Here is a 22,071-nt window from a genome sequence, read left to right as displayed (position 1 = left end):
AGTCGTTTCCTCAGTTAAAAATCGCAACACATAATTAAAACGCCTGCAGTCTGCCAGTGTTAAATTACAGAAATATGACAAATGACATTTAAAGTTCAATAAAGTGTCACCTAGGTGACATTTAAGCTTCACATTCAACGCTTTAATAATGATGTTTATGTGAGTTCTTCACCGATCAATTGTAGCTGCTGTTGCAGCTTTTCAATTAAGTCTTTTTGTTCATTGTCTTTATGAAAGGCGACGAACACTTCTCGCGAGGTCTGCGGCACTCCTTCAACTAAAAAGAGCTCTCCCGATTCCAGATATTGCTGCGCTTGCACTCTTGGCACAAAGGCACTACCGCCACAACGTAAAATCAACTCTAAGGCGATACGTCCTGTACTGGTGCGAAAATAAGGCGGTGCCGAATTGGCAAAGTTGCGGGCATGCCACAGCGAAAATGCCGTCCCCCAATCAACGAATACATATTGGTTATCAAAAAAAGACTCAGCAGTCGCATCGGCATAACTCGACAGCGGAATAATATCCAGAGTGCAAATTGGTTCAACGCATAACTCATCGACCTTAGGTAAATCGAACAGTACCGCTATATCTAAGGTGCGTTCGAGTAATAGTCGGGTGCTCTCCTGCTGATTTTTAACTTCTGCGACCAAGGAGATGCCCGGCATGGCCGAGACAATATGGGCAATACCAAATTGCAAAAAAGCATCCCAAATGTTCGCTGTGCCACTGAGTGCCAATTGACGGCGCATGTTATCTGCCAGCGCCACATCCAGCTTGGCGCGCTGTACTCCGGTGACAATCAGCTTAGCGTGAGGTAACAGACGCTCCCCCGGAGCAGTCAGCTGGATGTTATTGCGTTGGCGCAGAAATAGATTGACGCCCAAGCTTTGCTCTAACTGACGAATTCGAAAGCTCACCGCTGACTGCGTGATATATAGGTTTTCTGCAGCGCGGCCAAAGTGGCGAGTACGCGCGACCTCAATGAACGTCTTCAGTAAATCGATATCCACTCGTGTTTATCCTCACGATAAAAATTTTTTGTTTAAAAAAACAACGCTTGTGTACCATACTCCAGCCGATTTCCCTTGTATTAGGAGCTAGCTATGACGGCGCACCAATTGTTCGAATTACGCAAAGCCTTTGCTTGCGATCACAAATTCTATAACGATGAAAAGTTCCCACGCGGTTTCAGCCGCAGTGGCCACTTTACGCTACTAGAATCGGAGATTTTAGAAGAACATGGACGCTTATTAAAAGCTTTGCAAGAAAAAACAGTTGAACCCATTAACGACACACAAGCGCACTTCGTTGCAGCCACGACTGGCGTATCCACGCCCATCAACCCGGTCGAGAAAGCGTGGATAAAGTACTTAAAACTGACGACCAGTAAGGCACGTTTTTTCACCTTGTTTGGGCGTAAACGCAGCTTTGACGCACCTGAAGTGGAAGTAGAAATCGATAGTGACGATCTCGATTAAACCGCATTTTACGCCCATGCCAGCCATTAGCAGGCGTGGGCGAGTTTAAAAAATTAACGCAAGCTGGCGCGATTGACGGTGCCTTGCTGCTGCGCGCGAGCGTTGCGGCTAAAGCGCCATGAATCCCAACTAAACACCAGCAACGCAGCCCAAATACAGGCGAAGGTAACGATGCGCTCAGCATCAAATACCTCGCCATAAAAGACCACGGCTAATAAAAACATCAGGCTTGGGCCAATATATTGGAAAAAGCCGATAGTGGTGTATTGCAACCGCTTAGCAGCAGCGGTGAAACACAATAGCGGTAAGGTGGTCACAATACCGGCGCTAACCAGCAAGGTATTTAATTGCCAACTATTGACCATTAAATCGGAGCTTGCTGTGGGCGTTGAGAAGTACCAATAAGCCAGTGCCACCGGGAATAAGATAACCGCTTCAAGTAATAACCCAGGTAATGATTCAACGGGCATCTTTTTACGAATTAAACCATAGGTGGCAAAGGAACCAGCCAACGCAAAGGCCACCACCGGAAACGAACCGAAACTGATCAGCTGAATGGCCACCCCAGTGAGCGCCAAAGCCACCGCAAATAGCTGCCACTTGCGCAAGCGCTCAGATAAAAAGGTTACACCGAGCAATACGTTCAGTAACGGGTTGATGTAATAGCCAAGACTGGCATCGAGCATGTGGTCATTGTTCACCGCCCAAATAAACAAGCCCCAGTTGAACCCTAATAAGGTGGCACTCACCACCAACATGAGTAAGTATTTTGGCTGCTTAATGATCACTTGGACGTTACGCCACTGACGCAACACTGCCACCACTAACAGCAAAAATAGCACCGACCAAATCACACGATGGGCAAGGATTTCCAGAGCGGGTACAGCGAGCAACTGTTTGAAATAGACCGGGGCAACACCCCACATAGTGAACGCCAAGGCTGCGAATAGCATGCCTTTTTTGGCTTGAGCATCGGATGACATAACACTAACCCAAACGGTAAAAACGCTATTCTACGCCTCGCATTGTTGAAGGGCTAGTTTATCCGACTAAATAAGTGCCTGTACCATAAGCGATTTGCACACCTTGGTCATTATGCAGCTCCATACGACAGACACACACCTTGTTACCCGAGCGAATCAACATAGCCGTAGCAATAAAACGCTCACCCTTGCCCGGGCGTAAATAATCTGTGCGCAAATCGATGGTGCCTAAGGTTGCCAGCCGGGATTGTGCGCTGAGCATTTCTGCCGGGCCAAATTTATCAATCACCGATGCCGCAGCAAGCAATCCACCCACGGTGTCTAACAACGACGAAATAACTCCGCCATGGAGTATTTGCTGTTGCGGGTTACCGATTAACTGCGCGCTCCATGGCAATTCGATGCTCGCCGACTCGCCGTCCAGCTCCTTAATCTCCATTGCCAATAACTGGTTAAACGGCATTTGCGCAAATAACTGGCTTAGCTTATTCAGGGCTTGAGCTTTATCCATAGTCTGTTCTCAACTGGTAAGATGAGTTATAGCCTATCTGAAGATGCATTTTTAAGCAAAGAGCAAGGCAGTTGCAGACAGGAATAATAAAAGACTCTAGAATAGGCGGCCATGAGCAGTGTATCCGCATTATTTTCCGAACAAACGCCTGAGCAGATCCTGCGCGACGTGTTCGGCTACAGCCAATTTCGCGAGGGCCAACAGCAGGTGATCAACGCCGTGCTTGGCGCTCAGGATGCCTTAGTGCTCATGCCGACAGGCGGTGGCAAGTCATTATGCTACCAAGTGCCGGCAATGTTATTACCCGGGCTAACCTTGGTCATTTCACCATTAATATCTTTGATGCAAGATCAGGTAACCCAGCTCAACGCCCAAGGGGTCAAAGCGGCTTATATTAATAATTCTCTGACTCGTGAACAGCAGCAGCTCATCTATCAGCAACTCCATGACGGCGAAATAAAACTACTTTATGTTGCTCCGGAGAAAGTGCTGCAATATGAGTTTATGCAGCGTCTTGGCTATTTAAATATCAGCCTTATTGCGGTTGATGAGGCACATTGTGTGTCTCACTGGGGGCATGATTTTCGTCCCCATTACTTCCGCCTTAGTGAACTCAAACAGCGCTTTGCCCATGTACCGATGATGGCACTTACTGCCACCGCCGACAGCGCCACTCGTGTCGATATTGTCAATCAACTGGGGCTTCGCTCGCCCTATATCCATATTGGTAGCTTCGATAGGCCAAACATTCGCTACACCTTGGAAGAAAAGTTTAAACCTTTCACTCAGTTGCTGCGCTATTTGCGCACCCAAAGTGGGCAAAGCGGCATCATCTACTGTACTAGCCGCAAGCGTGTTGATGATTTGGCCCAAAAGCTCAGTGAAGCAGGTTTTAATGTCGCCGGTTACCACGCTGGCATGAGTAACGAATCGCGCCACTTTGTACACAACGCTTTTGCCAAAGACGATATTCAAATTGTGGTCGCCACTGTGGCCTTCGGCATGGGCATCAACAAACTCAATGTGCGCTTTGTGGTGCACTACGATATTCCCAAAAACATCGAGTCTTATTATCAAGAAACTGGCCGAGCCGGACGGGATGGTTTGGCCGCAGAAGCCATTATGTATTTTGACCCGGCGGATGTCCCTCGAGTTAGGCGCTTTTTTGAAGACATTGACGATGAGCAGCGCCGCCGTGTCGAAGAGCAACGTTTCAATGCCATGGCCAGTTTTGCCCAAGCGCAAACCTGCCGACGACAAATACTGCTTAATTATTTTAGTGAATACCAGCGCGAGGCATGCGGTAACTGCGATATCTGCTTAAATCCACCACAGCGTTTTGATGGCACCGTGGTGGCGCAGCAGGCGCTATCCTGTGTGTATCGCGCCGGACAAAAGTTCGGGCTGGGCTATATCGTCGAGTTACTGCGCGGCGCCAACACTCAGCGTATCCGAGATCTCAATCATCACACCTTAAGCACCTATGGCATAGGCAAGGAGCACAGCAGCGAATATTGGCTCAGTATTTTGCGCCAGCTCATTCATCAGGGCTTACTGCATCAAGATATTACCCAAGGTTCGGTACTACACCTTACCGAAGCAGCCAGACCGGTGCTCAAGGGCGAATATCAGTTACAACTTGCTGAACCACGTTTACAAGCCAAGCACGTTTATCAAGATAAGCTGGCCCAGTTCAATTACGATAAAAAGCTGTTTGCTAAACTGCGCGCCTTGCGCAAGCAACTAGCGGACGATGATGATGTGCCGCCGTATGTGGTATTCAATGACCGAACCTTAGCGGAAATGGCGCAACTTATGCCTACCAATGACACCGAGTTTTTAAAAGTATCGGGTGTGGGTTTCACTAAACTCAGTAAGTACGGCAGTGCCTTTATGACTTTAATTCGTAATCATCTGTCACCCGAATAATCGCCAATACCATATAAGAGCTTAACTGTGACCCAACTCGCTATAGATAGCCAACACCACGTTATTATCATTACTCCTGATGTGATGCCCAGCGCCGATGAATTCGATTTTTGGGGCCGTATTTTCTTGCATCATGACGCCATCGCCATCGGTGAGTTTGAACAAGGTGTAGACAGGCACATGCTGCGTTTTAGCTTTGAACAGCTTCCTTTTGAGCTGCATTTTGAACATTATGGCGACAATATTTGGATCAGCGCCACAGGGGTTGAAGCGCAAGGTAAGTTAACCGAATTAGGAAATTATTTAAGCGCAAGTTAATAAATGTGCGATACACTTTAATTCACGATATGGAAAAAAGTGAGTTAAATGAATCGACTATTCGTTCTACTGAGTACCCTAGCCGCCTTTTCCAGTGCTGCTCCCGCGCAGCAGGAAAAGTGCAAGAATGAACAGTCCCAAGTGCAAAGTAACCACTTACTATCGCGTCAACTCGAGGACAAAGCTCCCCTTCCAGATGCCAATCCTAGCCGACGGATTGGAGACATTAGCTTTAGCCAGCAAAATATCTTTAACACCGAATTAGACGATGAAAATAACTGGCTGTTTCGCCTTGCCAACGACATGCATGTGATGACTGAACAGCAAGTGTTAGAGAATATTTTGTTGTTCCAACCAGGCGATCGCTACAGCCCACAACAATTACGCGAGTCAGAACGTTTGCTGCGTCAACAAGGCTATTTATATGACGCTCGGATCAGTGCGCAAACGCGGTGCGACGAGTTTGTGGATGTGAAAGTCGAAACCCGTGAACTCTGGACTTTGTTGCCAGAGATTAGCTTTAGCCGCAGCGGAGGTGAGAACCGATCCACGTTTGGTTTTCGTGACAGTAACTTCCTTGGTTGGGGTAAGCGCGTATCCTTAGTACGCACCAATGATGAGGAGCGCAGTGGTTACGAATTTACCTATGACGATCCGAATATTCTCGGCAGTCGTTATCGCGGTCGTCTTGAGTATGCAGATAACAGTGACGGTAAGCGCCATTGGCTGTCGGTCACTTATCCTTTTTATGCGCTGTCTACAAAACACAGTTATGGGGTGGCCAATGGCAGTAACCGCCGTCAGGAGAAGCTCTATGATCGCGGTGAAGAGATCAGTGAGTTCTCGCAACATACCTCTTCTAGCCATCTGTTTTATGGGGTTTCAAGCTCCCCAGCCCCGAATTGGACACAGCGCACCATCGTCGGTTATCGCTACCAAAAAGACCGGTTTGATGCGATCGATGAAACCGTGTTACCTCTTGCCGAAGAGCGTACACTTTCCTATCCCTATCTACGAGTCAGCTGGTTACAAGACGATTATGTAAAAGTACACAATATCGACTCTATCACGCGCACCGAAGATTTGAACCTAGGCTGGCAAATCGATACTACTTTAGGTTACTCAGGCGAATCTCTGGGTGGCGATACCAACCGTTTGGTGCTCGACTTTCGTGTGCAGCGCAGCCACTACGTTAATCAGCAGAGTCTGTGGCGTTGGTCGGTGGATGTACAAGGTCAGCTACGCGAGGATGGGTTCACTGCTGAGAATCTATTTTTTGGCACCCAAGCTGAGTATTTCTTTAATAGTGATGATGCTCAATCGTGGTATGTAAAGGCGCGTATAGATGGCGCTGAAGGGTTAACCTTGGACCGCCAGCTTACACTAGGTGGCGATTCCGGGCTGCGCGGATACCCGCAGCATTATCAGCAAGGGGATCGGCGAGCACTGCTTAGCATTGAGAAGCGCTATTATTGGGAATATAACCTATGGCAGTTATTTCGCGTCGGTGGGGCTGCTTTTTATGACGCAGGACAAGCCTGGTTTACCAACAGCCATCCCGCCAATGACACCCACTTTCGCCACAACTATGGGGTTGGTTTACGCTTAGCACCAAGTCGCGCCAACGCCGGAACGGTTATTCATATCGATGTCGCCAGAGCTATCAACCGCCCAAATGATGTCGACCCCGTCCAGTGGTTGGTGACCGTGAAGAAATCCTTCTAAATACACTTTGCTGATGGCTGTTTCCATGCTATACAGCGGCTTTAACAACTTGTTTTTATAAGGAACATATCTGTGGCGCTGGTTGATCTTCTTACTCAACATTATAAGTGGCTGGTTACCCTTGTGGTGCTGCTGCTTTTCCCTTTATTGGTGCGCTTGCAGCTGAAAATTTTTAACAAAACGATCCGGGGTCGAGTCGACCCTCATCGCAAACAACGCGCGCAATTGTTACTCAAAGTGTTGCTTGCTTTTGTCCTGCTGTGCATCCTGTTGGTATTCTGGGGCATTGAGTTACGCGGGCTATTAGTGGTCGGCTCAAGCCTGTTTGCAATGCTTGGCGTCGCGATGTTTGCGGGTTGGTCTTTGCTTTCAAATCTGACATCGTTTTTGCTGATGTTTGTACAAAATGATTGCCGGGTCGGCAACTGGGTCAAGGTGATTGATGGCGCCAACTTCATAGAAGGACGGATTATTGAAATGGGGTTGATGAACGTGGTGTTAGAGCACCTAGAGGGTCATCGTGTTCTCTACCCCAACAATTTATTTGTAACCCGGCCAGTGATGGTACTGAACAAACCGCCACAAAAAACCAAGCCTACACGGCGCATACTGGCACCTAAAAATAAACCTTAAAACAAATGCCAACAGGCGCAATTGCGCCTGTTATTCATTGTTAAGTTCAGGTGTTTTTAACTCATCATCCATGTCACTGATTTCATCAATAAATGTCTCTAGCTGTTGCTCAACCAACGAGTTGGCATGGGCAAAATAAGCAAGATGAAAAATAGCATCGCCCTCGTTCACCAAAGGCATGGTTTGTTGTCCAATCACAATGCCACTGCGCGGCGCTAAAATCGCACATTCACTATCCCCTAGCGGGCTGTTGATATAAGCCAACACTTGGCCTTTACTCACGCGTTCGCCAAGGGATACTTGAGCGCGGATAATGCCATCTGTTTCGGCGCGGATCCAACTGGTAGAACTGGCGATAACCGGCTCCGCCTGCTTGCGAACCCGCTTGCCTCGTAGCATCCTCAGTTTACGCATGACGTTTTCCACCCCTTGCACACCCGCAGCAATAGCGATGGGATCGAAACGTAAGGCCTCTCCAGCTTCGTACGTGATCACCGGGATCCCAAGCTCTGCCGCTTCACTGCGCAGTGAGCCGTTTCGTAGCGAGGCATTGATCACCGCTGGCGTACCAAAGGCACTGGCTATTTTTGCCGTTTCCTCATTACTTAAATCGGCTCGGATCTGCGGTAAATTGGTGCGGTGAATAGCACCTGTATGCAAATCAATGATATGGCTGCAATGCATCGCCACTTCGTTAAAAAACGTATTCGCCATACGCCCCGCCACAGATCCTCGCTGCGAGCCTGGGAAGCAGCGATTGAGATCGCGCCTATCGGGAAGGTAGCGAGATTTATGGATAAAACCAAACACATTGACAACAGGCACAGCAATTAAGGTGCCACGCAGTTGCGTGGCATCAACCTTTGCTAAGGTTTGTCGCACGATTTCAACACCGTTGAGCTCATCACCGTGAATTGCTGCACACACCAGCAATACCGGACCGCTTTCTACCCCGTTGACCACCTCAAGATTAATGGTCAGTGGTGAATGGGTATATAGCTTGGCCGCTTCAAGCTCAAAGGTGCGCCGCTGCCCAGGTGCGACTTGCTCACCTAACAGCGTAAATGCCTGATTCTTTTTAGCCCTTGCCACGGGTTCTGGTCCTCTTTTCTTTAGCATTCTTTTCTATAAATTGAATAATCATGCCAGCAATATCTTTTCCTGTCGCTAACTCAATTCCTTCGAGTCCTGGTGAAGAGTTAACTTCCATCACTAAAGGGCCACGCTCAGAGCGCAGTAAGTCAACCCCAGCGACATTTAACCCCATTGCTTTAGCGGCGGCCACTGCTGTTTTACGCTCTTCTGGAGTAATCCGTACCAAGCTGGCACTGCCGCCACGGTGTAAATTGGAGCGAAATTCACCTTCTTGGGCTTGGCGCTTCATCGCCGCAATAACACGATCGCCAATGACAAAGCAACGAATATCGGCCCCGCCCGCTTCTTTGATATATTCCTGCACCATGATGTGTGCTTTCAGGCCCATAAAAGCCTCAATCACACTCTCGGCCGCCTTACGTGTTTCAGCAAGCACCACCCCAATCCCTTGTGTCCCCTCTAGCAGCTTGATAACAACCGGGGCTCCACCCACCATCTCAAGCAAGTCTTTGACATCATCGGGTTTGGATGCAAAACCGGTTACCGGCATACCCACTCCCTTGCGTGATAGTAGCTGTAAAGAACGCAATTTATCGCGCGAGCGGGTGATAGCAACAGATTCGTTCACAGGGTACACCCCCATCATCTCGAATTGCCGTAACACTGAACAGCCATAAAACGTAATAGAAGCCCCGATGCGCGGAATAATAGCGTTGAAGTCCTCTAGTTTTTGACCTTTATAGTGTACTTCCGGCTCTTGCGAGTTGATATTCATATAACAGCGTAAAGCATCCAATACCTGTACTTCATGGCCACGCTGTTGTGCCGCCTCAATTAAACGGCGAGTGGAATACAGCGACTTGTTGCGTGATAAAATGCCGATTTTCATAATAAACCTTATAATTGTGTTTGGTGTGACAATTCAGGGTCTACAACAATACGCCCTGCCATGGCTGTACGCCCCAATAGCATACGAAATTTCATGGTGTCTCTATTTGTGAGTGTTGCTTCAATGGGCCATTGTTGGCCGCCAATAAGTAACTGCGTTTGTATGACATAACGCTGCTCCTGATGCCCACCAGAGTCAGTGACGGTGCGCTGATCTATCACCTTCGCTTGGCACTGTATCTCTGTGTTGTTGTCGTCTTGAATGGGATGAACCCAAAACCGCACCCAGACCTGCTCCTCTTGTGTAAACTCCTCAACTCGAAAAGCATGAATACATGAAGTACGGGCACCGGTATCGACCTTAGCCTTGATTTTATCAATCCCCAGCTCAGGCAGGGCTAGCCACTCACGCCAACCTACTGTTATTTTATTTGTCATATGCGAAGTCACTCGTATGCTCCAACGGCGAGGAGCGCAATAGTAAAAGCCGCTTTATACGGTAATTATCGATAAAGAACAGTGAATTAAATTACTCGCGTCGATAAAGACTATTCATTGATCTTGTAGCGATAATAGACAAGGATAGAAGAAACATTCTGTATTGAAAGTGAAGGTGTTATGTCAGCTTTGATTCATGCCTTAGTGTTAGACGCTCAAGGCGGCGCTGAACAATTAACTGAAAAATCAGCGATTAAGCAGTGGAAGCCCAGTGATGGTGTGCTGTGGCTACATCTTGATTACTGCCAAGATGATATTGAGCAATACTTGGCAGCGGTACCATTAAGTGAATTTGCACATGATGCCCTTATTGCCGATGAAACACGCCCTCGTATTGTCAGCGATGACAGTGGCCATTTATTGTTTTTGCGTGGCGTCAATCTTAATCCGGCAGATAGTCCTGATGATATGGTATCGATTCGCGTGTTCGTTAGTGAACAGCTTATCGTCTCTACGCGCCACCGTCGCCTGCTGTCGGTGAATGCCCTTGCTGAATCTTTACGTAAAGGCAAAGGGCCGAGTACCACCTCAGCACTGGTATGCCAATTGTGCGAAAATTTAACCTCGCGAATGCAAGGTGTGATAGATGAACTCGAAGATAAACTTGACCAATTTGAAGAAGATGTTGATAGCCAACGAGCACATGATCACAATGCGCTATCACAGGTGCGCCGCCAAACTATCGGCTTGAAGCGCTATATCAGACCACAAAAGGAGGCTCTGCGCGCGCTTGTGAGTCAACAGCCAAGTTGGTTGGCTGACAGTGATACGCCGCGCATCAATGAAACCATTAACCATCTGCTGCGCTACTTAGAAGAACTTGATTTGAATATTGAGCGCGCCCAGATAATCCAACAAGAGGTCGCCAGCCAAGTATCCGACCAACTTAATAAGCGTATGTATGTGATGTCAGTGGTAGCAGCGCTGTTTTTACCCCTGGGCTTTCTTACCGGTTTACTGGGCGTCAATATTGGCGGAATTCCTGGAACGGAATCAGCAGCGGCATTCCCGTTGTTTGTTCTCGCTCTAGTGATATTAACCGCCGCCGTCGCTTTGTATTTTCGTATGAAAAAATGGCTATAAAATGCCTACCCACGTGGTCTGCTTAGCTTGCCACGTTCCCCCTTCACACACGGATGTAGCCCACGTATGAGCTTAAAAATACGCGATTTAGATCAGCAGACCCAGTGGCTTAGTAGCGCGCAGCGGCTAGCGCTTAAAGAAGTGATCGCAGCTAGCTTTGCCGGGGTCAGCCCTGATGAGTACATGCAATACTATTTCGATGACCCCAAGGCATGTCAGCGTAAGCTCAGGCTTTATTTTGACCATAGCACGCTGGTTGGCTATTGCCTGTTAACCTTCACACAGCACGACAAAAGCACGGTAATACGAGCCTCCGCAGCTTTTTACCCACAATATAGAAATGGTGGCAATACCTTCTCTTTTTCCCTGTATCACAGTATTCGCTACTGGCTTACACGCCCTTGGGGCGCTGTGTATTATGCCGATACAATGCTCAGTCCAGCGATGTACCGGGCTATCGCCAAGCATGTAGCAATTATTTGGCCACACCCAGATTGCAGCAGTCCCAACGCGCTGTTTGAGCACTTTAACGCGGAGGGAAGAGTAAGCCCTGGCGGCTCTCTTCGTTGTTTAAAGCCGGTGAACCGTGCAAGTAACTACAGCATCTCGGAGCTTGCGGCCTTTCAAGCCAGTGATAAAAAAGAAATTGCCTTTTACTGCAAAATGAATCCGAACTTTGATGCTGGCATGGGACTATTCGTGATTATTCCCATCCACACTAAGCAAGTGATTTATACCTTAGGCAAGCGATTGTTAAGCGTCTTTAAAGCGCGTTAATCGCTTTGATGGTATCTGGGCGCACTCTGCATCACCTTCACCATACACAATGCCCAGATCGCGCACTGGAGCGATGAACAACTCACCCGAATATAGCTGCACATTGACTTGGCGCAGCGCCATGCAAAGTTGTTCTAATGCATGATATTAACTGCATGGCATAGGCTGATAGCTCATAACTGCCACACAAAATAAAAATGACATGCTCAATATGAAAGAGGGATAGTGATTGATTTAAGGGCGGTAATATTAACAGAAAAAAATGGCGCTCTCGCTAGGGATCGAACCTAGAACTTGGCCTCCGGAGGGCCACGTGATATCCATTTCACCACGAGAGCGCAGTGTCTGTGTGTTCAGACAGCGCTTATAGTAAAGGCATCACAAGGTAAATACTAGCCCTAGCGGATCATATGGCGATATTTTCAGCACCTGTCACTCAGCACCAAGCAATACGATTAAATTTCACCCACTCATGATGCAATTTCGCCTTGGCATTCAAGGTATTTACATTTGACTCATACTTTTGCGTTATTTTCTCTGGCAATCCTGCTATCTTGAACTTTACTTATATCTACTGTGTTGCAAATTTGCTGTTAACTTCCCTCAACAAGCTGTAAGTGGGCTGAGATATCATCATCTTTTTATTTCAGTATTGTTGGCTTGCTGCCGCCATAAAAGCGCACAGCTATTGAGAAGAACAGCGTCTGTTTCACTGTATGTACACTACTATTTATATGCTGTTTGGAGCCCCTATGAACTTGATGACTGCAGAACAAGTCGCCGAATACCTTGGTGTAAAAATTGAACGCGTAAAACGCCTTGCCCGTGAGCATTTGCTCATTGCCAAAAGCCAAGATGATAACGGTGACCCAATGTTCGATAAAAGCGACGTGGAAAGATACAAGGAGTTGGCACAGCGCCTAGGTGGCATTTAGAATCTCATCGAGTTGTAGTTTGGCTTCATCCACTCGATGCGCAGTGTTATTCGCTCGATACCAAAAATAATTCAGCGCCGCGACTAACTTCTGCATAGCCGTAAACTTAATCCAGTCGATGCGTTGCTCACTGCCAAAGTACTCACTTAGCAACGCGTGCTGTTTTGCCTCAGTCAGAGAGAAACTAATGCTCAGCATGGCGAGATCAAAGTATCGGTCGCCGGGCTGAGCATATTCAAAATCAATGCACTGCCAACATCCTAAGTAACTAATAATGTTTTGCCGAATTAAGTCATTGTGACAAAAGCGCATATCTTCAGAGTGCATTTTAGTATCAGTGACAACCTGATGCAGCGCTTGCGCATATGCTTGGTAAAAAGGCTGATGCTCATAGCGCTTAAGCTCGGCATGCAAATCAAGGTATGGCCCGCTGCATGGCTGGGCGTGGATGAGCTGTAAACACTTCACAGCTTGGCTGACATCAAACTGCTCTGGCACCTTTCCCGGCGCATAATGAAAAATAGCCCCTTGATGCGCTTCATCTACGTACAAAGGCGCGGGACAAGCAGCCTGTTTGGCTAAGCGGCGCTGAGCCGCAATTGCCTCGTGGGGTAATGGCTTAGCATAAAATTTAACCAACCACGATTGCTCCGCGGTATCAACACGATAGTTTTCGTTGCTCACACCTTGTGGCAAATAGGTAATTTGCTCAATGCGTGTGCTGGGTTTATAGCGCCGCACTAGGCTATTAATTGAGGCGACAGATTTAGGCATAGGCCGTTCCTGTGGTGCTCTTATGCTGGTATTGTGCCCGCCAGCGCAGATAGCCGGCCACCGCCATCACCGTGTAAAACACAAACAGCACCGTTGTCGGATAATACCCTTTAGCAACATATAAGTAGATGGACGCGGCATCAATAACCACCCAATATAGCCAGTTTTCCAACACTTTTTGTGCCACCAAATAAGTCGTTACCACCGCAAAACAGGTGGTTAAACTATCAAGGTAGGCGTAATCAGCATGGGTGTAATTATCCATGATATACCCTGCCACGAGGGCGACCACCGTCGTGGCTGCGATTACCACTGCATGACGCTGGACGGTATATGAAGTAATACCTTGGCGGGTGCTATTTTGACGACCATAGCGCCATGCCCACCAACCGTACACCGCCATACCCATATAGTAAAAATGTAGCGCTGACTCCATTAACAAAGCGCCGTTCCAGTACATCAAGGTATAGATTAAGGTGCTAATGAAAGCCGCCGGCCAGCACCACAAGCTCTCTTTCATAGCCAATAGCAAGTAAGCCATGGATAATGCCACAGCAACGTATTCCCACACCGACATGGCACTGAACCCGGCAATAATAGCGCTCAGAGTTTCCATCTTTACGCCTCTTAACTCGCCTCAGGAGAGAGGTCACCGCATAGAAACTTACACACAAAAATAGCCTTGCCGTAGGTTTCATAGGAGCGTTTAATTTCTGCACTCACTACTGACATCACGGTGTCGTAATCGCCAAACACCTGAGTTGATAAGGTATTGGTGATCACTTTAATATCGCCATGCGCATTTAGGCGGTCAATGAAATCTTGAATATAGGGGATATAGTCTTGATGCAATGGGTACTTGCTTATTTCTACTGTCAGTTTCATGGGCCTACCTTGGGAAATATAAAGCCGCTATTGTAGCCTGTCGCTAACATAAGCCAAACACCCTTGAGGATATTTTTGTCCTCTGCATAAATCACTGACGGCCAAAGCGAGCACAAAAATGATGAATTATGGCAATTAGCCCATAACTGCTCACAAAGCGCTAAATTCGCGATATAGTAGCGCTCACAACAAAAAACTCAGCACACGGATTATGAAACGCATTGCTATTATCGAAGACGAAGCTGCTATTCGCGATAACTACGTTGAAATGCTCGAAGGACAAGGCTACCAAGTACAAGGGTTTGCCGACAGACCCAGTGCTGAAAGAGCGCTGTTTGAGCAACTACCGGATCTCGCCATCGTCGATATTGGCTTAGGCAATGAGATTGATGGTGGCTTTATGCTGTGCCAAAGTTTGCGTGCCCGCTCACACACCTTGCCAATTATTTTTTTAACTGCCCGTGACAGCGAAATTGATACAGTCTGTGGCCTGCGTATGGGGGCCGATGATTACCTCACCAAAGATATCAGCATGGCCCATTTAGCAGCGCGTATTGGTGCGTTATTTCGCCGCGTGGAAGCACAAGAGACGCCCCCGCAAGCGAATGAAACCATAGAGCAAGGCGATTTGGAGTTAGATCTCAAGCGGATGCGCGCCGCTTGGCAAAACCAAGCCGTGGATCTGACCGTAACCGAGTTTTGGATGGTACATTCGCTTGCTAAGCGCCCCGGTCACGTAAAAAGTCGTGATGAGTTAATGAGCGATGCGAAAATATACGTCGATGACAGCACCATCACGTCGCACGTAAAACGTATTCGCAGAAAATTCCAAGCCATTGATGCTAGCTTTGATTGCATCAACACCGTCTATGGCATGGGTTACCGCTGGGAAATGAAGTAAATGGCACGATTTGGCCTCGGCCTGCGCAGTAAGGTCATTGTGTTATCTTGCTTTTTATTCGTCCTACCATGGCTTGGCTACGAATACGTTTGGGAAATGGAAAAGTACCTTCGTAAAGGGCAAGAAAAAACCTTAGTGGGCACCACCCGAGCTCTGGCCACGGCCTTACATGAACGCCCGGCCCTGTTTGAAAACGCCAGTCAATTTACCGACAAGGTCGAGAAAGGCCGCGACCTGTACGCCTACAGCATCGACAATGCCATTCGTCTTGATGGCGAATTGGGCGATTGGCAGCCTTATCAAGAGTTAATGTGGCAGTATCATGGCCAATACCTGAGTACCCCCAACCCTGAGCACGACAACGCCGATCTCTCTTTTCGCCATATGGTCGGCAAGTATGGTAATTACCTGTACGCGGTGTTCGCAGTGCGAGATGACACCGTGCGTTACCGCCCCAAAAATGCCCTTGGCGTGAGTCGCAACGACCACTTAAAAATCGCCATAAAAACGCCACAGGGGGAGCTTACGAATTACATTGTCGCGACCCGCGAAGATGGCTGGGTCAACGCCTTTGAACTGCCGTCACTGCAACCCTACACACAAATTCAGGGCTATTTCCGACGCACTGCACAAGGTTATAACATCGAGCTGCGTATGCCCTTAAATATGCTTGGGAACAAACTGGGCTTTGCTATCAGTGATTGGGACGATGGCCCACAGCAGCGCCACCTCATGGCCACCTCTAATGTGCATGATGCCAACCGCCTTGGCACCGTGTTGCTACCATCGCCTGAGATCAAACGCATTATTAAAGGCATGGGTCACAGCGGCAGCCGCATTTGGGTTGTCGATAAACATCATCGAGTATTAGCACAGTCGGGCACCATTCAACATGCCGATGGTGTCTGGGCAAGCTCGTTACAAGAAAACGAACAACAAGGGGCGTGGCAACGCTTTGAAGAGCGCTTTTTACACCCGCTGTACTATAAAATTCTCACCCGCCCGCCCAGTGATTTTTTAGATACCTTGCACGATGTGGCCGCCCTTGAAGGCAGCCACATAGCCAACGCCCTAAAAGGTAAGCCGGCCTCCAATTGGCGCCTGACACCGGATAACAAAGCCGTTATTCTCAGTGCCGCCTACCCTATTTGGGGTGATGACCAAGTGCTCGGCGCGGTGATCGCAGAAGAGACCACCAATGGCGTACGTACGCTGCGCAACAAGGCACTGGAAAAGCTATTTAACGTGATTTTGGCGGTGATGTTTATCGGCACCATCACGTTGTTTTTCTTCGCTTCACGCATTTCCTCGCGCATTCGTCGCCTGCGTGACAGTGCCGAGCAAGCCATTGATGAGCAAGGTCGCGTTCGCGGCACCTTAACACTGAGTAAAGACAGTGACGAAATTGGTGACTTATCCCGCAGCTTCGCCAATATCGTTAATCGCTTAGGCGGCTATACCCATTACCTAGAGAATATGTCCTCGCGCCTGTCTCATGAATTACGTACGCCGGTGGCCGTGGTACGCAGCTCATTAGAAAACTTGCAAATGATCGCCACCGAGCCACAACAGCAAAAGTACCTAACCCGGGCTCAAGAAGGGGTCAATCGGCTGAACAAATTGATCACCACCATGAGCGAAGCAACACGCTTAGAGCAAAGTATCTCAACGGCAAAAAAAGAGCATTACGATCTGCAGCAAGTGGTGCATGGCTGTATGCAGGGTTATCAGTTCGCATACCCGCAAGCACACTTTGACATCAACATTAGCGACGCGGCTATTCCCGTGGAAGGTTCAGCTGATTTTTTAGCGCAGCTGCTAGATAAGCTGATTAACAATGCCCTGGAGTTTGCTTACGAAGGCAGTGCTATTGCTGTTTCCCTTGAGCGCCAAGCTCAGCACGCAGTACTTAAAGTGAGTAATAAAGGCCCCGCGCTTCCTGCGGATATTGGTGAGCATATTTTTGATTCCATGGTGTCGGTCCGCGAGCAAGATAAGCAGCAGCAGCCCCATTTGGGATTAGGCTTGTACGTGGCGCGGCTTATTGCCGATTATCATCAGGCACAAATAAAGGCTGAAAACCTCGCTGATGGCAGTGGCGTGGTCTTTTCACTGACCATTAAAATAATCCAAGATTGATTCACGACGGATTCATTCCTAAAGCGTTAAAGTTAGGCCATCGTCGCAATTATGGAGCACAAATGAGTATGACAGGTCAGCTTCTTCAGCCTGAGGAGATTGAGTATATTTTTGCGCTCTTTAATAATAGCGAACACGCTGAGCCAACGCCTCCTCAGCCAATACCCCTTGAACCTAATAGTGAAGGTTCATTACAATAAGGCACGTCTTCTCCTCGTGCCTTATTTTTGTGAAACCACACCGCGCTAAAAAAGAACTTGCCCTACTGCCTATTTTATTTATTGCTATCGCTTTATGTGTGGGTGGTCACTTTGTGTTGCAACCCAACTATCAAGATAGCCATATCGTAGAGTACGCCCTCGCGGCCCTGCCCTTTGCATTGTTTGCGTTAGTCATTATTGCGATACGCATGGCCATCAAACAAGAACAAGATGAGCAGGACGAGGAGTAATCAGGTCGCTACAATACGTGATAACCAAACCAATCCGGCTTGATTGTTTGCGAGCGTCCGCTTGGGGTTAGGTGAATGTGGTATTGGTTATCGAGCAAATCCAAGGCAAAGCAGTCATCCACCTCATGGAGATCATCTTTATGCTGATGGCTCATGTGCGTTAAATAACGTTGTTTGACTTGCTGTTTGGCTTGCTCGGCGCTGTGTGCAACGGTCAATGTGAAGGCATGTTGCTCAGCCATTTTATCTGCTTCATAGGCACCTAAGTTCACAAAATACAAACGCTCCGGACGATTTTGCGGCGTGTCGGCAATGGCAATGTGGTAGCCATCGATGTCGTTAACGGCCATATACGAGTCCATATGCACCTTGTCCTTGTCACCGACCCATTGCGCCTTAAGTTTTGAGTAGGTATCGTCAATGGACTCCCCAACCACAAAGCGTACGTCATGCATTTCAATATGACAGCCGCGAACACGCCCACCTAAATACACCATAAATAACTGCATTAAATTATTCCATGCGTCTTAAAAGAGTCAGTATATCTAGGCGCTGCTCGGATTGTAAGAGTCCTAAAGTGGCCTTACTTACTTGCCGATGGCGCGAACTGCTCAGCGTCAATATCGTGCTTTTTAATCAACTTATAAAAGTCACTGCGGTTACGCTTAGCGAGTTTAGCGGCTTGAGCGACATTGCCGTCCACCATTTTCAAAACGCGAATCAAATACTCACGCTCGAATTGCTTTTTCGCTTCATTGAGGGCAATGGGTGAGCTCGACTCCATCTCACATTGCAGCGCCAGCGCTACTTGCTTCGCACTGATAAGCTCGCTAGGGCTGAGCGCCACAACTTGCTCCACCACATTTTGCAACTGACGAATGTTACCGGGCCAATCATGGCGCAGTAGCAAGTCCATAGCATCATCACTAAAGCGTTTCACTGCTTGCTCTTGGCGCGCCGCAATTTGCTCACAAAAGTAATGTGCCAACAGCGAGATATCTTCGCGACGCTCATTTAATGCAGGCAGACGCAGATTGACGACATTTAAACGGTAATATAAATCTTCACGGAAGGTATTTTCACTAATGGCCGTGGGTAGGTCTTTGTGGGTTGCCGACACCACCCGCACATTAACGGGGATTTCTTCGCTATGGCCGACCGGGCGAATCGTTTTCTCTTGCAGCACACGCAATAGCTTCACCTGCAGGTTTAAAGGCATATCGCCAATTTCATCGAGAAATAAGGTGCCTCCCTCGGCCTGTGAGAATAACCCCACATGGTCCGTTGTGGCCCCGGTAAAAGCCCCTTTTTTATGACCAAACAGCTGTGATTCCAACAACTCTGCGGGCACCGCACCACAGTTGATGGCAACAAAAGGTCCATCACTGACATTGCTATTTTCATGCACCGCTTTGGCTAATAACTCTTTACCTGTGCCACTGGCCCCAGAGATCAGCACATTCACATCAGCGGCGCCAACCATTCGCACTTGCTCTAGCAGGTGATGCATGGTGGCACTGCGAGTAACGATACCATGATGGTTACTTTGCTGACCTTGGCTGTGACCATGCAGGCGCACAGCTTTAGCTAGAGTATCGATCAGCTCGTCTTTGTCTATGGGTTTAGTCAAAAAGGCAAACACGCCTTGCTTGGTAGCCTTCACCGCATCGGGAATAGAGCCATGTGCGGTCATCATCACCACTGGCATGGTCGGGTAAAGTTGCTGCACTTGTTCGGCGAGTTGCATGCCATCGATATCATCCATGCGCAAGTCGGTAAGAAGCACATCAAAGTGCTGTTGTTGCAGCTCGCTTAAGGCATCACTGGCACAATTCGCGGTGCTAACTTCATAGTTATTGGCTAACAGGCGAATGGTGAGTAACTTCAATAGGCTTTCGTCATCATCCACTAATAAAACTTTGGATTTAGTACTCATTGTCACTCTCCTGCTGGGTACTACGCTGCAATAGCTGTTGCTCTATTGCGGCAAGCGAAGACAAGGTTTTTTGCATGCGCGCTTTCATTTGCGCTTGCTCTTGCTTTTGCGCTTGTAACTCCTGGCGCATCTGCGCGTTGGCGATAAGTTGCTGTTTCAGCAACCAGAAGTAGCGAGCGCTAGATTCAGGCCAGTAATACTGGGCACTCACCACTTCGAGTTCAGCCAACATTTCTTGTGGCTGCGTTTGCCCTCGTAAGCATAAACGCGCAAAAAATTGTTTCAATTGCGGCTCGGCAATGAAAGTTTCATCGTTATCCTGCGCCGTGGCGGCGAAACCACCACACTGCTGTGCATGCCATTGCACCAGCTGTTGTGCGCTCGGGTAAGATGGCGGCTGTTTTGGCCGCGGTTTAGGGTTGGGCGTACCGACCACCACTGTTGTTGGCGCTTTGGGTTGTTCAACCACAGTTGCACTGGGTTCTGCGCTCCCTAGCAACTGACAGCCGGCACTTAGCATGCTGATCATACCAAGGCTCACCAAGGCGACAAACTTATTCATAATGAACTCCATTACTGATTGAAATGCAGCGTAAAGCAACTGCCCTTAGGGGAAACTGAATGAATATTAATATCACCGTTGAGTTGGTCAACACATTCTTTAACTATCGACAAACCTAACCCACTGCCCTGCAAGCGACTAGACTTGCCCGCTTTGCCTTGGAAGAAAGCGTCAAACAGACGTTCTTGCTCAGCTTTAGAAATTCCAGGTCCTTGGTCGCATACTTTCAATTCAACCTCAGACTTACTTTGACTAATCGCTACGGTGATGGTGGCACCAGGTGGAGAAAACTTAATGGCGTTCGAGAGGAGCTGCACCAAGATCATTTGTACCAATTCGCCATCAAGGCGCAGCATAGCGAGTTTCTTATCACACTGCCAATTTACCTTCTGCTGCGCTAACGCTAAGCGATCAGCAAAATGCTCTAACACTTGGTGTTTTAGGTCAGCAAGTTCACACGGGCGCGGGTTAGCGGTGCGTGAGCGAATAGCATTGTAGTTGAGCAAACTTTGAATCATTGCTCTCAGGCGTTCGGTGCTTTGGCTGATCAGTGCCAGCACATCCTGCTGTTGCTCGTTAATGGGCCCAACGACTTGCTCACTAAGCAAATCACAGCCTTCCACCATTGATGCCAAGGGGGTTTTTAATTCATGGGTAACATGGCGTAAGAAGGTATCCTTTTGCTGCTCTAACGCTTGTAGTTGCTGCTGCATCCAATGTAGCTTCTGCCCCAGCTCTCTTAACTCTTTGGCACCCGTGAGCTTAATATCAACATCCCAATCACCTTTGCCTAAGCGCCCAATCACCCGTGAAAGGTAGCTGAGTCGGCTGCTAATACGCCATAGATACCCGCCACCAAAAAGCAACACAATGGGCACCAAGGCCACCAGCCAATGGATAAAGCTTTGTTGTAAATCAGCCAGAGCTTGCTGCGCATGCGTCACTTGCTTTTTAGTGTGTTTGTGCAGCCACTGACCATGGGTATTAATCTGCTGGCGTAAAGGAACAAACAATTGCGCGTTTTGCGTTTGGCTATTACGCAATTCATCGCGGGTAGCGCTAAAGGTGGCATACAGCTCTTGCCAACGGCTTTGTTCACTAAATACATCAGCGGTACTGATTTGGCTATCCAGCATGGTATCTGCTTTTTGCCATTGCTGTGCGACCGCTTCACTTAACTGCTCACTTTGCAGTACCCAATTTTGCAGAGTTGCACGTTCTAGAGACTGAAAAAGTTGTTTAAATTCATTGAATTGCTCATTTTTTTGATAACTACTCAGAACCATTTGCTGAGTATTCACCATGTGCTTATCAAGGGCCTGCAAGAACACCACCACAACTAAAGCCAGTGGCACCAACAGAATGGCTACGCCAATAAAAAACTGTGCAAATAGATTGGGCCGCCAACGCCATAACTGTTTTATCAACTTGCCTCCTGTTGCAAATTTGCGAACCCGTAACGCTTTGAGATATATATAGATTTAAAAAATTAACGCACACCTGTTGCTATTTAGCAACAACTCAACCTAACTACCTTCATGACCAATCTACTAACCCTATGAATTTT

General features: G+C 48.0%; 26 protein-coding genes and 1 tRNA gene. 12 read left to right on the top strand and 15 right to left on the bottom strand.

The window, feature by feature from the left end:
• Positions 1–155: 155 nt before the first annotated feature.
• Positions 156–1,013 (bottom strand): LysR family transcriptional regulator, encoded by an 858-nt coding sequence (locus EXT46_RS01205; protein WP_022943467.1) that lies wholly within the window; start codon positions 1,011–1,013, stop codon positions 156–158.
• A gap of 93 nt (positions 1,014–1,106) precedes the next feature.
• On the opposite strand from EXT46_RS01205, the gene EXT46_RS01200 reads away from it, so the two are divergent.
• On the top strand, positions 1,107–1,481 hold the full coding sequence (locus EXT46_RS01200; protein WP_130144699.1) for a DUF413 domain-containing protein: 375 nt from the start codon (positions 1,107–1,109) through the stop codon (positions 1,479–1,481).
• Positions 1,482–1,534: 53 nt separating this feature from the next.
• Here EXT46_RS01200 and rarD read toward each other — a convergent pair whose 3' ends face one another.
• Entirely contained in the window at positions 1,535–2,464 is a 930-nt protein-coding gene (rarD, locus tag EXT46_RS01195; RefSeq protein ID WP_045979326.1) for an EamA family transporter RarD, read from the bottom strand.
• Between the two features lie 58 nt (positions 2,465–2,522).
• Positions 2,523–2,975 carry a thioesterase family protein gene (locus EXT46_RS01190; RefSeq protein WP_022943464.1) on the bottom strand — a complete coding sequence of 151 codons (453 nt, stop codon included), beginning with the start codon at positions 2,973–2,975 and terminating at the stop codon, positions 2,523–2,525.
• Positions 2,976–3,086: 111 nt separating this feature from the next.
• On the opposite strand from EXT46_RS01190, the gene recQ reads away from it, so the two are divergent.
• The 4 genes from recQ to EXT46_RS01170 all read left to right on the top strand — a co-directional run bounded on the left by recQ (position 3,087) and on the right by EXT46_RS01170 (position 7,580).
• Entirely contained in the window at positions 3,087–4,904 is a 1,818-nt protein-coding gene (recQ, locus tag EXT46_RS01185) for a DNA helicase RecQ (protein ID WP_022943463.1), read from the top strand.
• A 27-nt stretch (positions 4,905–4,931) separates the two neighbouring features.
• Positions 4,932–5,222 (top strand): DUF3630 family protein, encoded by a 291-nt coding sequence (locus EXT46_RS01180; protein ID WP_130144697.1) that lies wholly within the window; start codon positions 4,932–4,934, stop codon positions 5,220–5,222.
• A 48-nt stretch (positions 5,223–5,270) separates the two neighbouring features.
• Complete coding sequence (locus EXT46_RS01175) at positions 5,271–6,947, top strand: POTRA domain-containing protein (protein ID WP_130144695.1); 1,677 nt, start codon at positions 5,271–5,273, stop codon at positions 6,945–6,947.
• A 72-nt stretch (positions 6,948–7,019) separates the two neighbouring features.
• Positions 7,020–7,580: a mechanosensitive ion channel domain-containing protein gene (locus EXT46_RS01170; protein ID WP_130144693.1), complete on the top strand. Its 561-nt coding sequence runs from the start codon at positions 7,020–7,022 to the stop codon at positions 7,578–7,580.
• A gap of 30 nt (positions 7,581–7,610) precedes the next feature.
• Here the strand turns inward: EXT46_RS01170 and EXT46_RS01165 are convergent, their stop codons facing one another.
• Genes EXT46_RS01165 through EXT46_RS01155 form a run of 3 tightly spaced genes read right to left on the bottom strand, consistent with a single transcriptional unit; the run spans position 7,611 to position 10,001 of the window.
• Positions 7,611–8,672 carry a succinylglutamate desuccinylase/aspartoacylase family protein gene (locus EXT46_RS01165; RefSeq protein ID WP_130144691.1) on the bottom strand — a complete coding sequence of 354 codons (1,062 nt, stop codon included), beginning with the start codon at positions 8,670–8,672 and terminating at the stop codon, positions 7,611–7,613.
• Positions 8,659–9,564, bottom strand: a complete 906-nt coding sequence (gene rimK / locus EXT46_RS01160) for a 30S ribosomal protein S6--L-glutamate ligase (protein ID WP_022943458.1) — start codon at positions 9,562–9,564, stop codon at positions 8,659–8,661. The genes EXT46_RS01165 and rimK overlap by 14 nt, the downstream gene beginning before the upstream one ends.
• Before the next feature lie 8 nt (positions 9,565–9,572).
• A complete protein-coding gene (locus EXT46_RS01155; protein WP_130144689.1) occupies positions 9,573–10,001 on the bottom strand; it encodes an ATP-dependent zinc protease in 429 nt (142 codons plus the stop codon).
• A gap of 180 nt (positions 10,002–10,181) precedes the next feature.
• Here EXT46_RS01155 and zntB point away from each other — a divergent pair, with 180 nt between their 5' ends.
• Together zntB and EXT46_RS01145 are read left to right on the top strand one after the other, a co-directional pair.
• Positions 10,182–11,144 (top strand): zinc transporter ZntB, encoded by a 963-nt coding sequence (gene zntB / locus EXT46_RS01150; protein WP_022943456.1) that lies wholly within the window; start codon positions 10,182–10,184, stop codon positions 11,142–11,144.
• Positions 11,145–11,210: 66 nt separating this feature from the next.
• Positions 11,211–11,921 carry a hypothetical protein gene (locus EXT46_RS01145; RefSeq protein ID WP_130144687.1) on the top strand — a complete coding sequence of 237 codons (711 nt, stop codon included), beginning with the start codon at positions 11,211–11,213 and terminating at the stop codon, positions 11,919–11,921.
• Here the strand turns inward: EXT46_RS01145 and EXT46_RS18775 are convergent.
• Together EXT46_RS18775 and EXT46_RS01140 are read right to left on the bottom strand one after the other, a co-directional pair.
• Entirely contained in the window at positions 11,898–12,044 is a 147-nt protein-coding gene (locus tag EXT46_RS18775) for a hypothetical protein (RefSeq protein ID WP_165381035.1), read from the bottom strand. The two genes, EXT46_RS01145 and EXT46_RS18775, sit on opposite strands and share 24 nt — an antisense overlap.
• 140 nt (positions 12,045–12,184) lie before the next feature.
• Positions 12,185–12,259: transfer RNA gene (locus EXT46_RS01140), tRNA-Arg, on the bottom strand.
• 414 nt (positions 12,260–12,673) lie between these two features.
• On the opposite strand from EXT46_RS01140, the gene EXT46_RS01135 reads away from it, so the two are divergent.
• Complete coding sequence (locus EXT46_RS01135; RefSeq protein ID WP_022943453.1) at positions 12,674–12,856, top strand: helix-turn-helix domain-containing protein; 183 nt, start codon at positions 12,674–12,676, stop codon at positions 12,854–12,856.
• On the opposite strand, the gene EXT46_RS01130 is transcribed toward EXT46_RS01135, so the two are convergent.
• Genes EXT46_RS01130 through EXT46_RS01120 form a run of 3 tightly spaced genes read right to left on the bottom strand, consistent with a single transcriptional unit; the run spans position 12,842 to position 14,515 of the window.
• Positions 12,842–13,630, bottom strand: coding sequence for a phosphotransferase (locus EXT46_RS01130; RefSeq protein ID WP_130144685.1), 789 nt, complete (start codon positions 13,628–13,630; stop codon positions 12,842–12,844). The two genes, EXT46_RS01135 and EXT46_RS01130, sit on opposite strands and share 15 nt — an antisense overlap.
• A complete protein-coding gene (pnuC, locus tag EXT46_RS01125) occupies positions 13,623–14,246 on the bottom strand; it encodes a nicotinamide riboside transporter PnuC (protein ID WP_130144683.1) in 624 nt (207 codons plus the stop codon). The genes EXT46_RS01130 and pnuC overlap by 8 nt, the downstream gene beginning before the upstream one ends.
• Before the next feature lie 11 nt (positions 14,247–14,257).
• Positions 14,258–14,515, bottom strand: a complete 258-nt coding sequence (locus EXT46_RS01120; protein WP_045979317.1) for a hypothetical protein — start codon at positions 14,513–14,515, stop codon at positions 14,258–14,260.
• A gap of 211 nt (positions 14,516–14,726) precedes the next feature.
• On the opposite strand from EXT46_RS01120, the gene pdsR reads away from it, so the two are divergent.
• The 4 genes from pdsR (at position 14,727) to EXT46_RS01105 (ending at position 18,006) form a co-directional block, all read left to right on the top strand.
• Positions 14,727–15,416: a proteobacterial dedicated sortase system response regulator gene (gene pdsR / locus EXT46_RS01115; RefSeq protein WP_022943449.1), complete on the top strand. Its 690-nt coding sequence runs from the start codon at positions 14,727–14,729 to the stop codon at positions 15,414–15,416.
• Entirely contained in the window at positions 15,417–17,555 is a 2,139-nt protein-coding gene (pdsS, locus tag EXT46_RS01110) for a proteobacterial dedicated sortase system histidine kinase (protein WP_130144681.1), read from the top strand. It begins immediately after the preceding gene.
• A gap of 62 nt (positions 17,556–17,617) precedes the next feature.
• A complete protein-coding gene (locus tag EXT46_RS18770; protein WP_157576255.1) occupies positions 17,618–17,755 on the top strand; it encodes a hypothetical protein in 138 nt (45 codons plus the stop codon).
• 29 nt (positions 17,756–17,784) lie between these two features.
• Positions 17,785–18,006, top strand: coding sequence for a hypothetical protein (locus EXT46_RS01105; RefSeq protein WP_045979315.1), 222 nt, complete (start codon positions 17,785–17,787; stop codon positions 18,004–18,006).
• Positions 18,007–18,014: 8 nt separating this feature from the next.
• Here EXT46_RS01105 and EXT46_RS01100 read toward each other — a convergent pair whose 3' ends face one another.
• From EXT46_RS01100 to EXT46_RS01085, 4 genes are all read right to left on the bottom strand, one after another.
• A complete protein-coding gene (locus EXT46_RS01100) occupies positions 18,015–18,515 on the bottom strand; it encodes a DUF1543 domain-containing protein (RefSeq protein ID WP_022943445.1) in 501 nt (166 codons plus the stop codon).
• Between the two features lie 74 nt (positions 18,516–18,589).
• On the bottom strand, positions 18,590–19,942 hold the full coding sequence (locus tag EXT46_RS01095; protein WP_022943444.1) for a sigma 54-interacting transcriptional regulator: 1,353 nt from the start codon (positions 19,940–19,942) through the stop codon (positions 18,590–18,592).
• A complete protein-coding gene (locus EXT46_RS01090) occupies positions 19,932–20,504 on the bottom strand; it encodes a hypothetical protein (protein WP_022943443.1) in 573 nt (190 codons plus the stop codon). The genes EXT46_RS01095 and EXT46_RS01090 overlap by 11 nt, the downstream gene beginning before the upstream one ends.
• An 11-nt stretch (positions 20,505–20,515) precedes the next feature.
• Positions 20,516–21,931: a HAMP domain-containing sensor histidine kinase gene (locus EXT46_RS01085; protein ID WP_130144679.1), complete on the bottom strand. Its 1,416-nt coding sequence runs from the start codon at positions 21,929–21,931 to the stop codon at positions 20,516–20,518.
• Positions 21,932–22,071 lie beyond the last annotated feature (140 nt).

The organism is Pseudoalteromonas sp. CO325X, from assembly GCF_004208955.1.
Lineage (GTDB): Bacteria > Pseudomonadota > Gammaproteobacteria > Enterobacterales > Alteromonadaceae > Pseudoalteromonas > Pseudoalteromonas ruthenica.
This window is presented reverse-complemented; position numbering and strand designations above follow the sequence as displayed.

Bases quoted from the DNA above. Each gene is read 5' to 3' on its own strand.
- EXT46_RS01095 (WP_022943444.1), bottom strand. From the start codon at position 19,942: ATGAGTACTAAATCCAAAGTTTTATTAGTGGATGATGACGAAAGCCTA.
- pdsS (WP_130144681.1), top strand. From the start codon at position 15,417: ATGGCACGATTTGGCCTCGGCCTGCGCAGTAAGGTCATTGTGTTATCT.
- EXT46_RS01100 (WP_022943445.1), bottom strand. From the start codon at position 18,515: ATGCAGTTATTTATGGTGTATTTAGGTGGGCGTGTTCGCGGCTGTCAT.
- EXT46_RS01130 (WP_130144685.1), bottom strand. From the start codon at position 13,630: ATGCCTAAATCTGTCGCCTCAATTAATAGCCTAGTGCGGCGCTATAAA.
- rarD (WP_045979326.1), bottom strand. From the start codon at position 2,464: ATGTCATCCGATGCTCAAGCCAAAAAAGGCATGCTATTCGCAGCCTTG.
- EXT46_RS01155 (WP_130144689.1), bottom strand. From the start codon at position 10,001: ATGACAAATAAAATAACAGTAGGTTGGCGTGAGTGGCTAGCCCTGCCT.
- pnuC (WP_130144683.1), bottom strand. From the start codon at position 14,246: ATGGAAACTCTGAGCGCTATTATTGCCGGGTTCAGTGCCATGTCGGTG.
- EXT46_RS01175 (WP_130144695.1), top strand. From the start codon at position 5,271: ATGAATCGACTATTCGTTCTACTGAGTACCCTAGCCGCCTTTTCCAGT.
- EXT46_RS18775 (WP_165381035.1), bottom strand. From the start codon at position 12,044: ATGGCGCTGCGCCAAGTCAATGTGCAGCTATATTCGGGTGAGTTGTTC.
- EXT46_RS01190 (WP_022943464.1), bottom strand. From the start codon at position 2,975: ATGGATAAAGCTCAAGCCCTGAATAAGCTAAGCCAGTTATTTGCGCAA.
- EXT46_RS01090 (WP_022943443.1), bottom strand. From the start codon at position 20,504: ATGAATAAGTTTGTCGCCTTGGTGAGCCTTGGTATGATCAGCATGCTA.
- EXT46_RS01135 (WP_022943453.1), top strand. From the start codon at position 12,674: ATGAACTTGATGACTGCAGAACAAGTCGCCGAATACCTTGGTGTAAAA.
- EXT46_RS18770 (WP_157576255.1), top strand. From the start codon at position 17,618: ATGAGTATGACAGGTCAGCTTCTTCAGCCTGAGGAGATTGAGTATATT.
- EXT46_RS01120 (WP_045979317.1), bottom strand. From the start codon at position 14,515: ATGAAACTGACAGTAGAAATAAGCAAGTACCCATTGCATCAAGACTAT.
- zntB (WP_022943456.1), top strand. From the start codon at position 10,182: ATGTCAGCTTTGATTCATGCCTTAGTGTTAGACGCTCAAGGCGGCGCT.
- pdsR (WP_022943449.1), top strand. From the start codon at position 14,727: ATGAAACGCATTGCTATTATCGAAGACGAAGCTGCTATTCGCGATAAC.
- rimK (WP_022943458.1), bottom strand. From the start codon at position 9,564: ATGAAAATCGGCATTTTATCACGCAACAAGTCGCTGTATTCCACTCGC.
- EXT46_RS01145 (WP_130144687.1), top strand. From the start codon at position 11,211: ATGAGCTTAAAAATACGCGATTTAGATCAGCAGACCCAGTGGCTTAGT.
- EXT46_RS01200 (WP_130144699.1), top strand. From the start codon at position 1,107: ATGACGGCGCACCAATTGTTCGAATTACGCAAAGCCTTTGCTTGCGAT.
- recQ (WP_022943463.1), top strand. From the start codon at position 3,087: ATGAGCAGTGTATCCGCATTATTTTCCGAACAAACGCCTGAGCAGATC.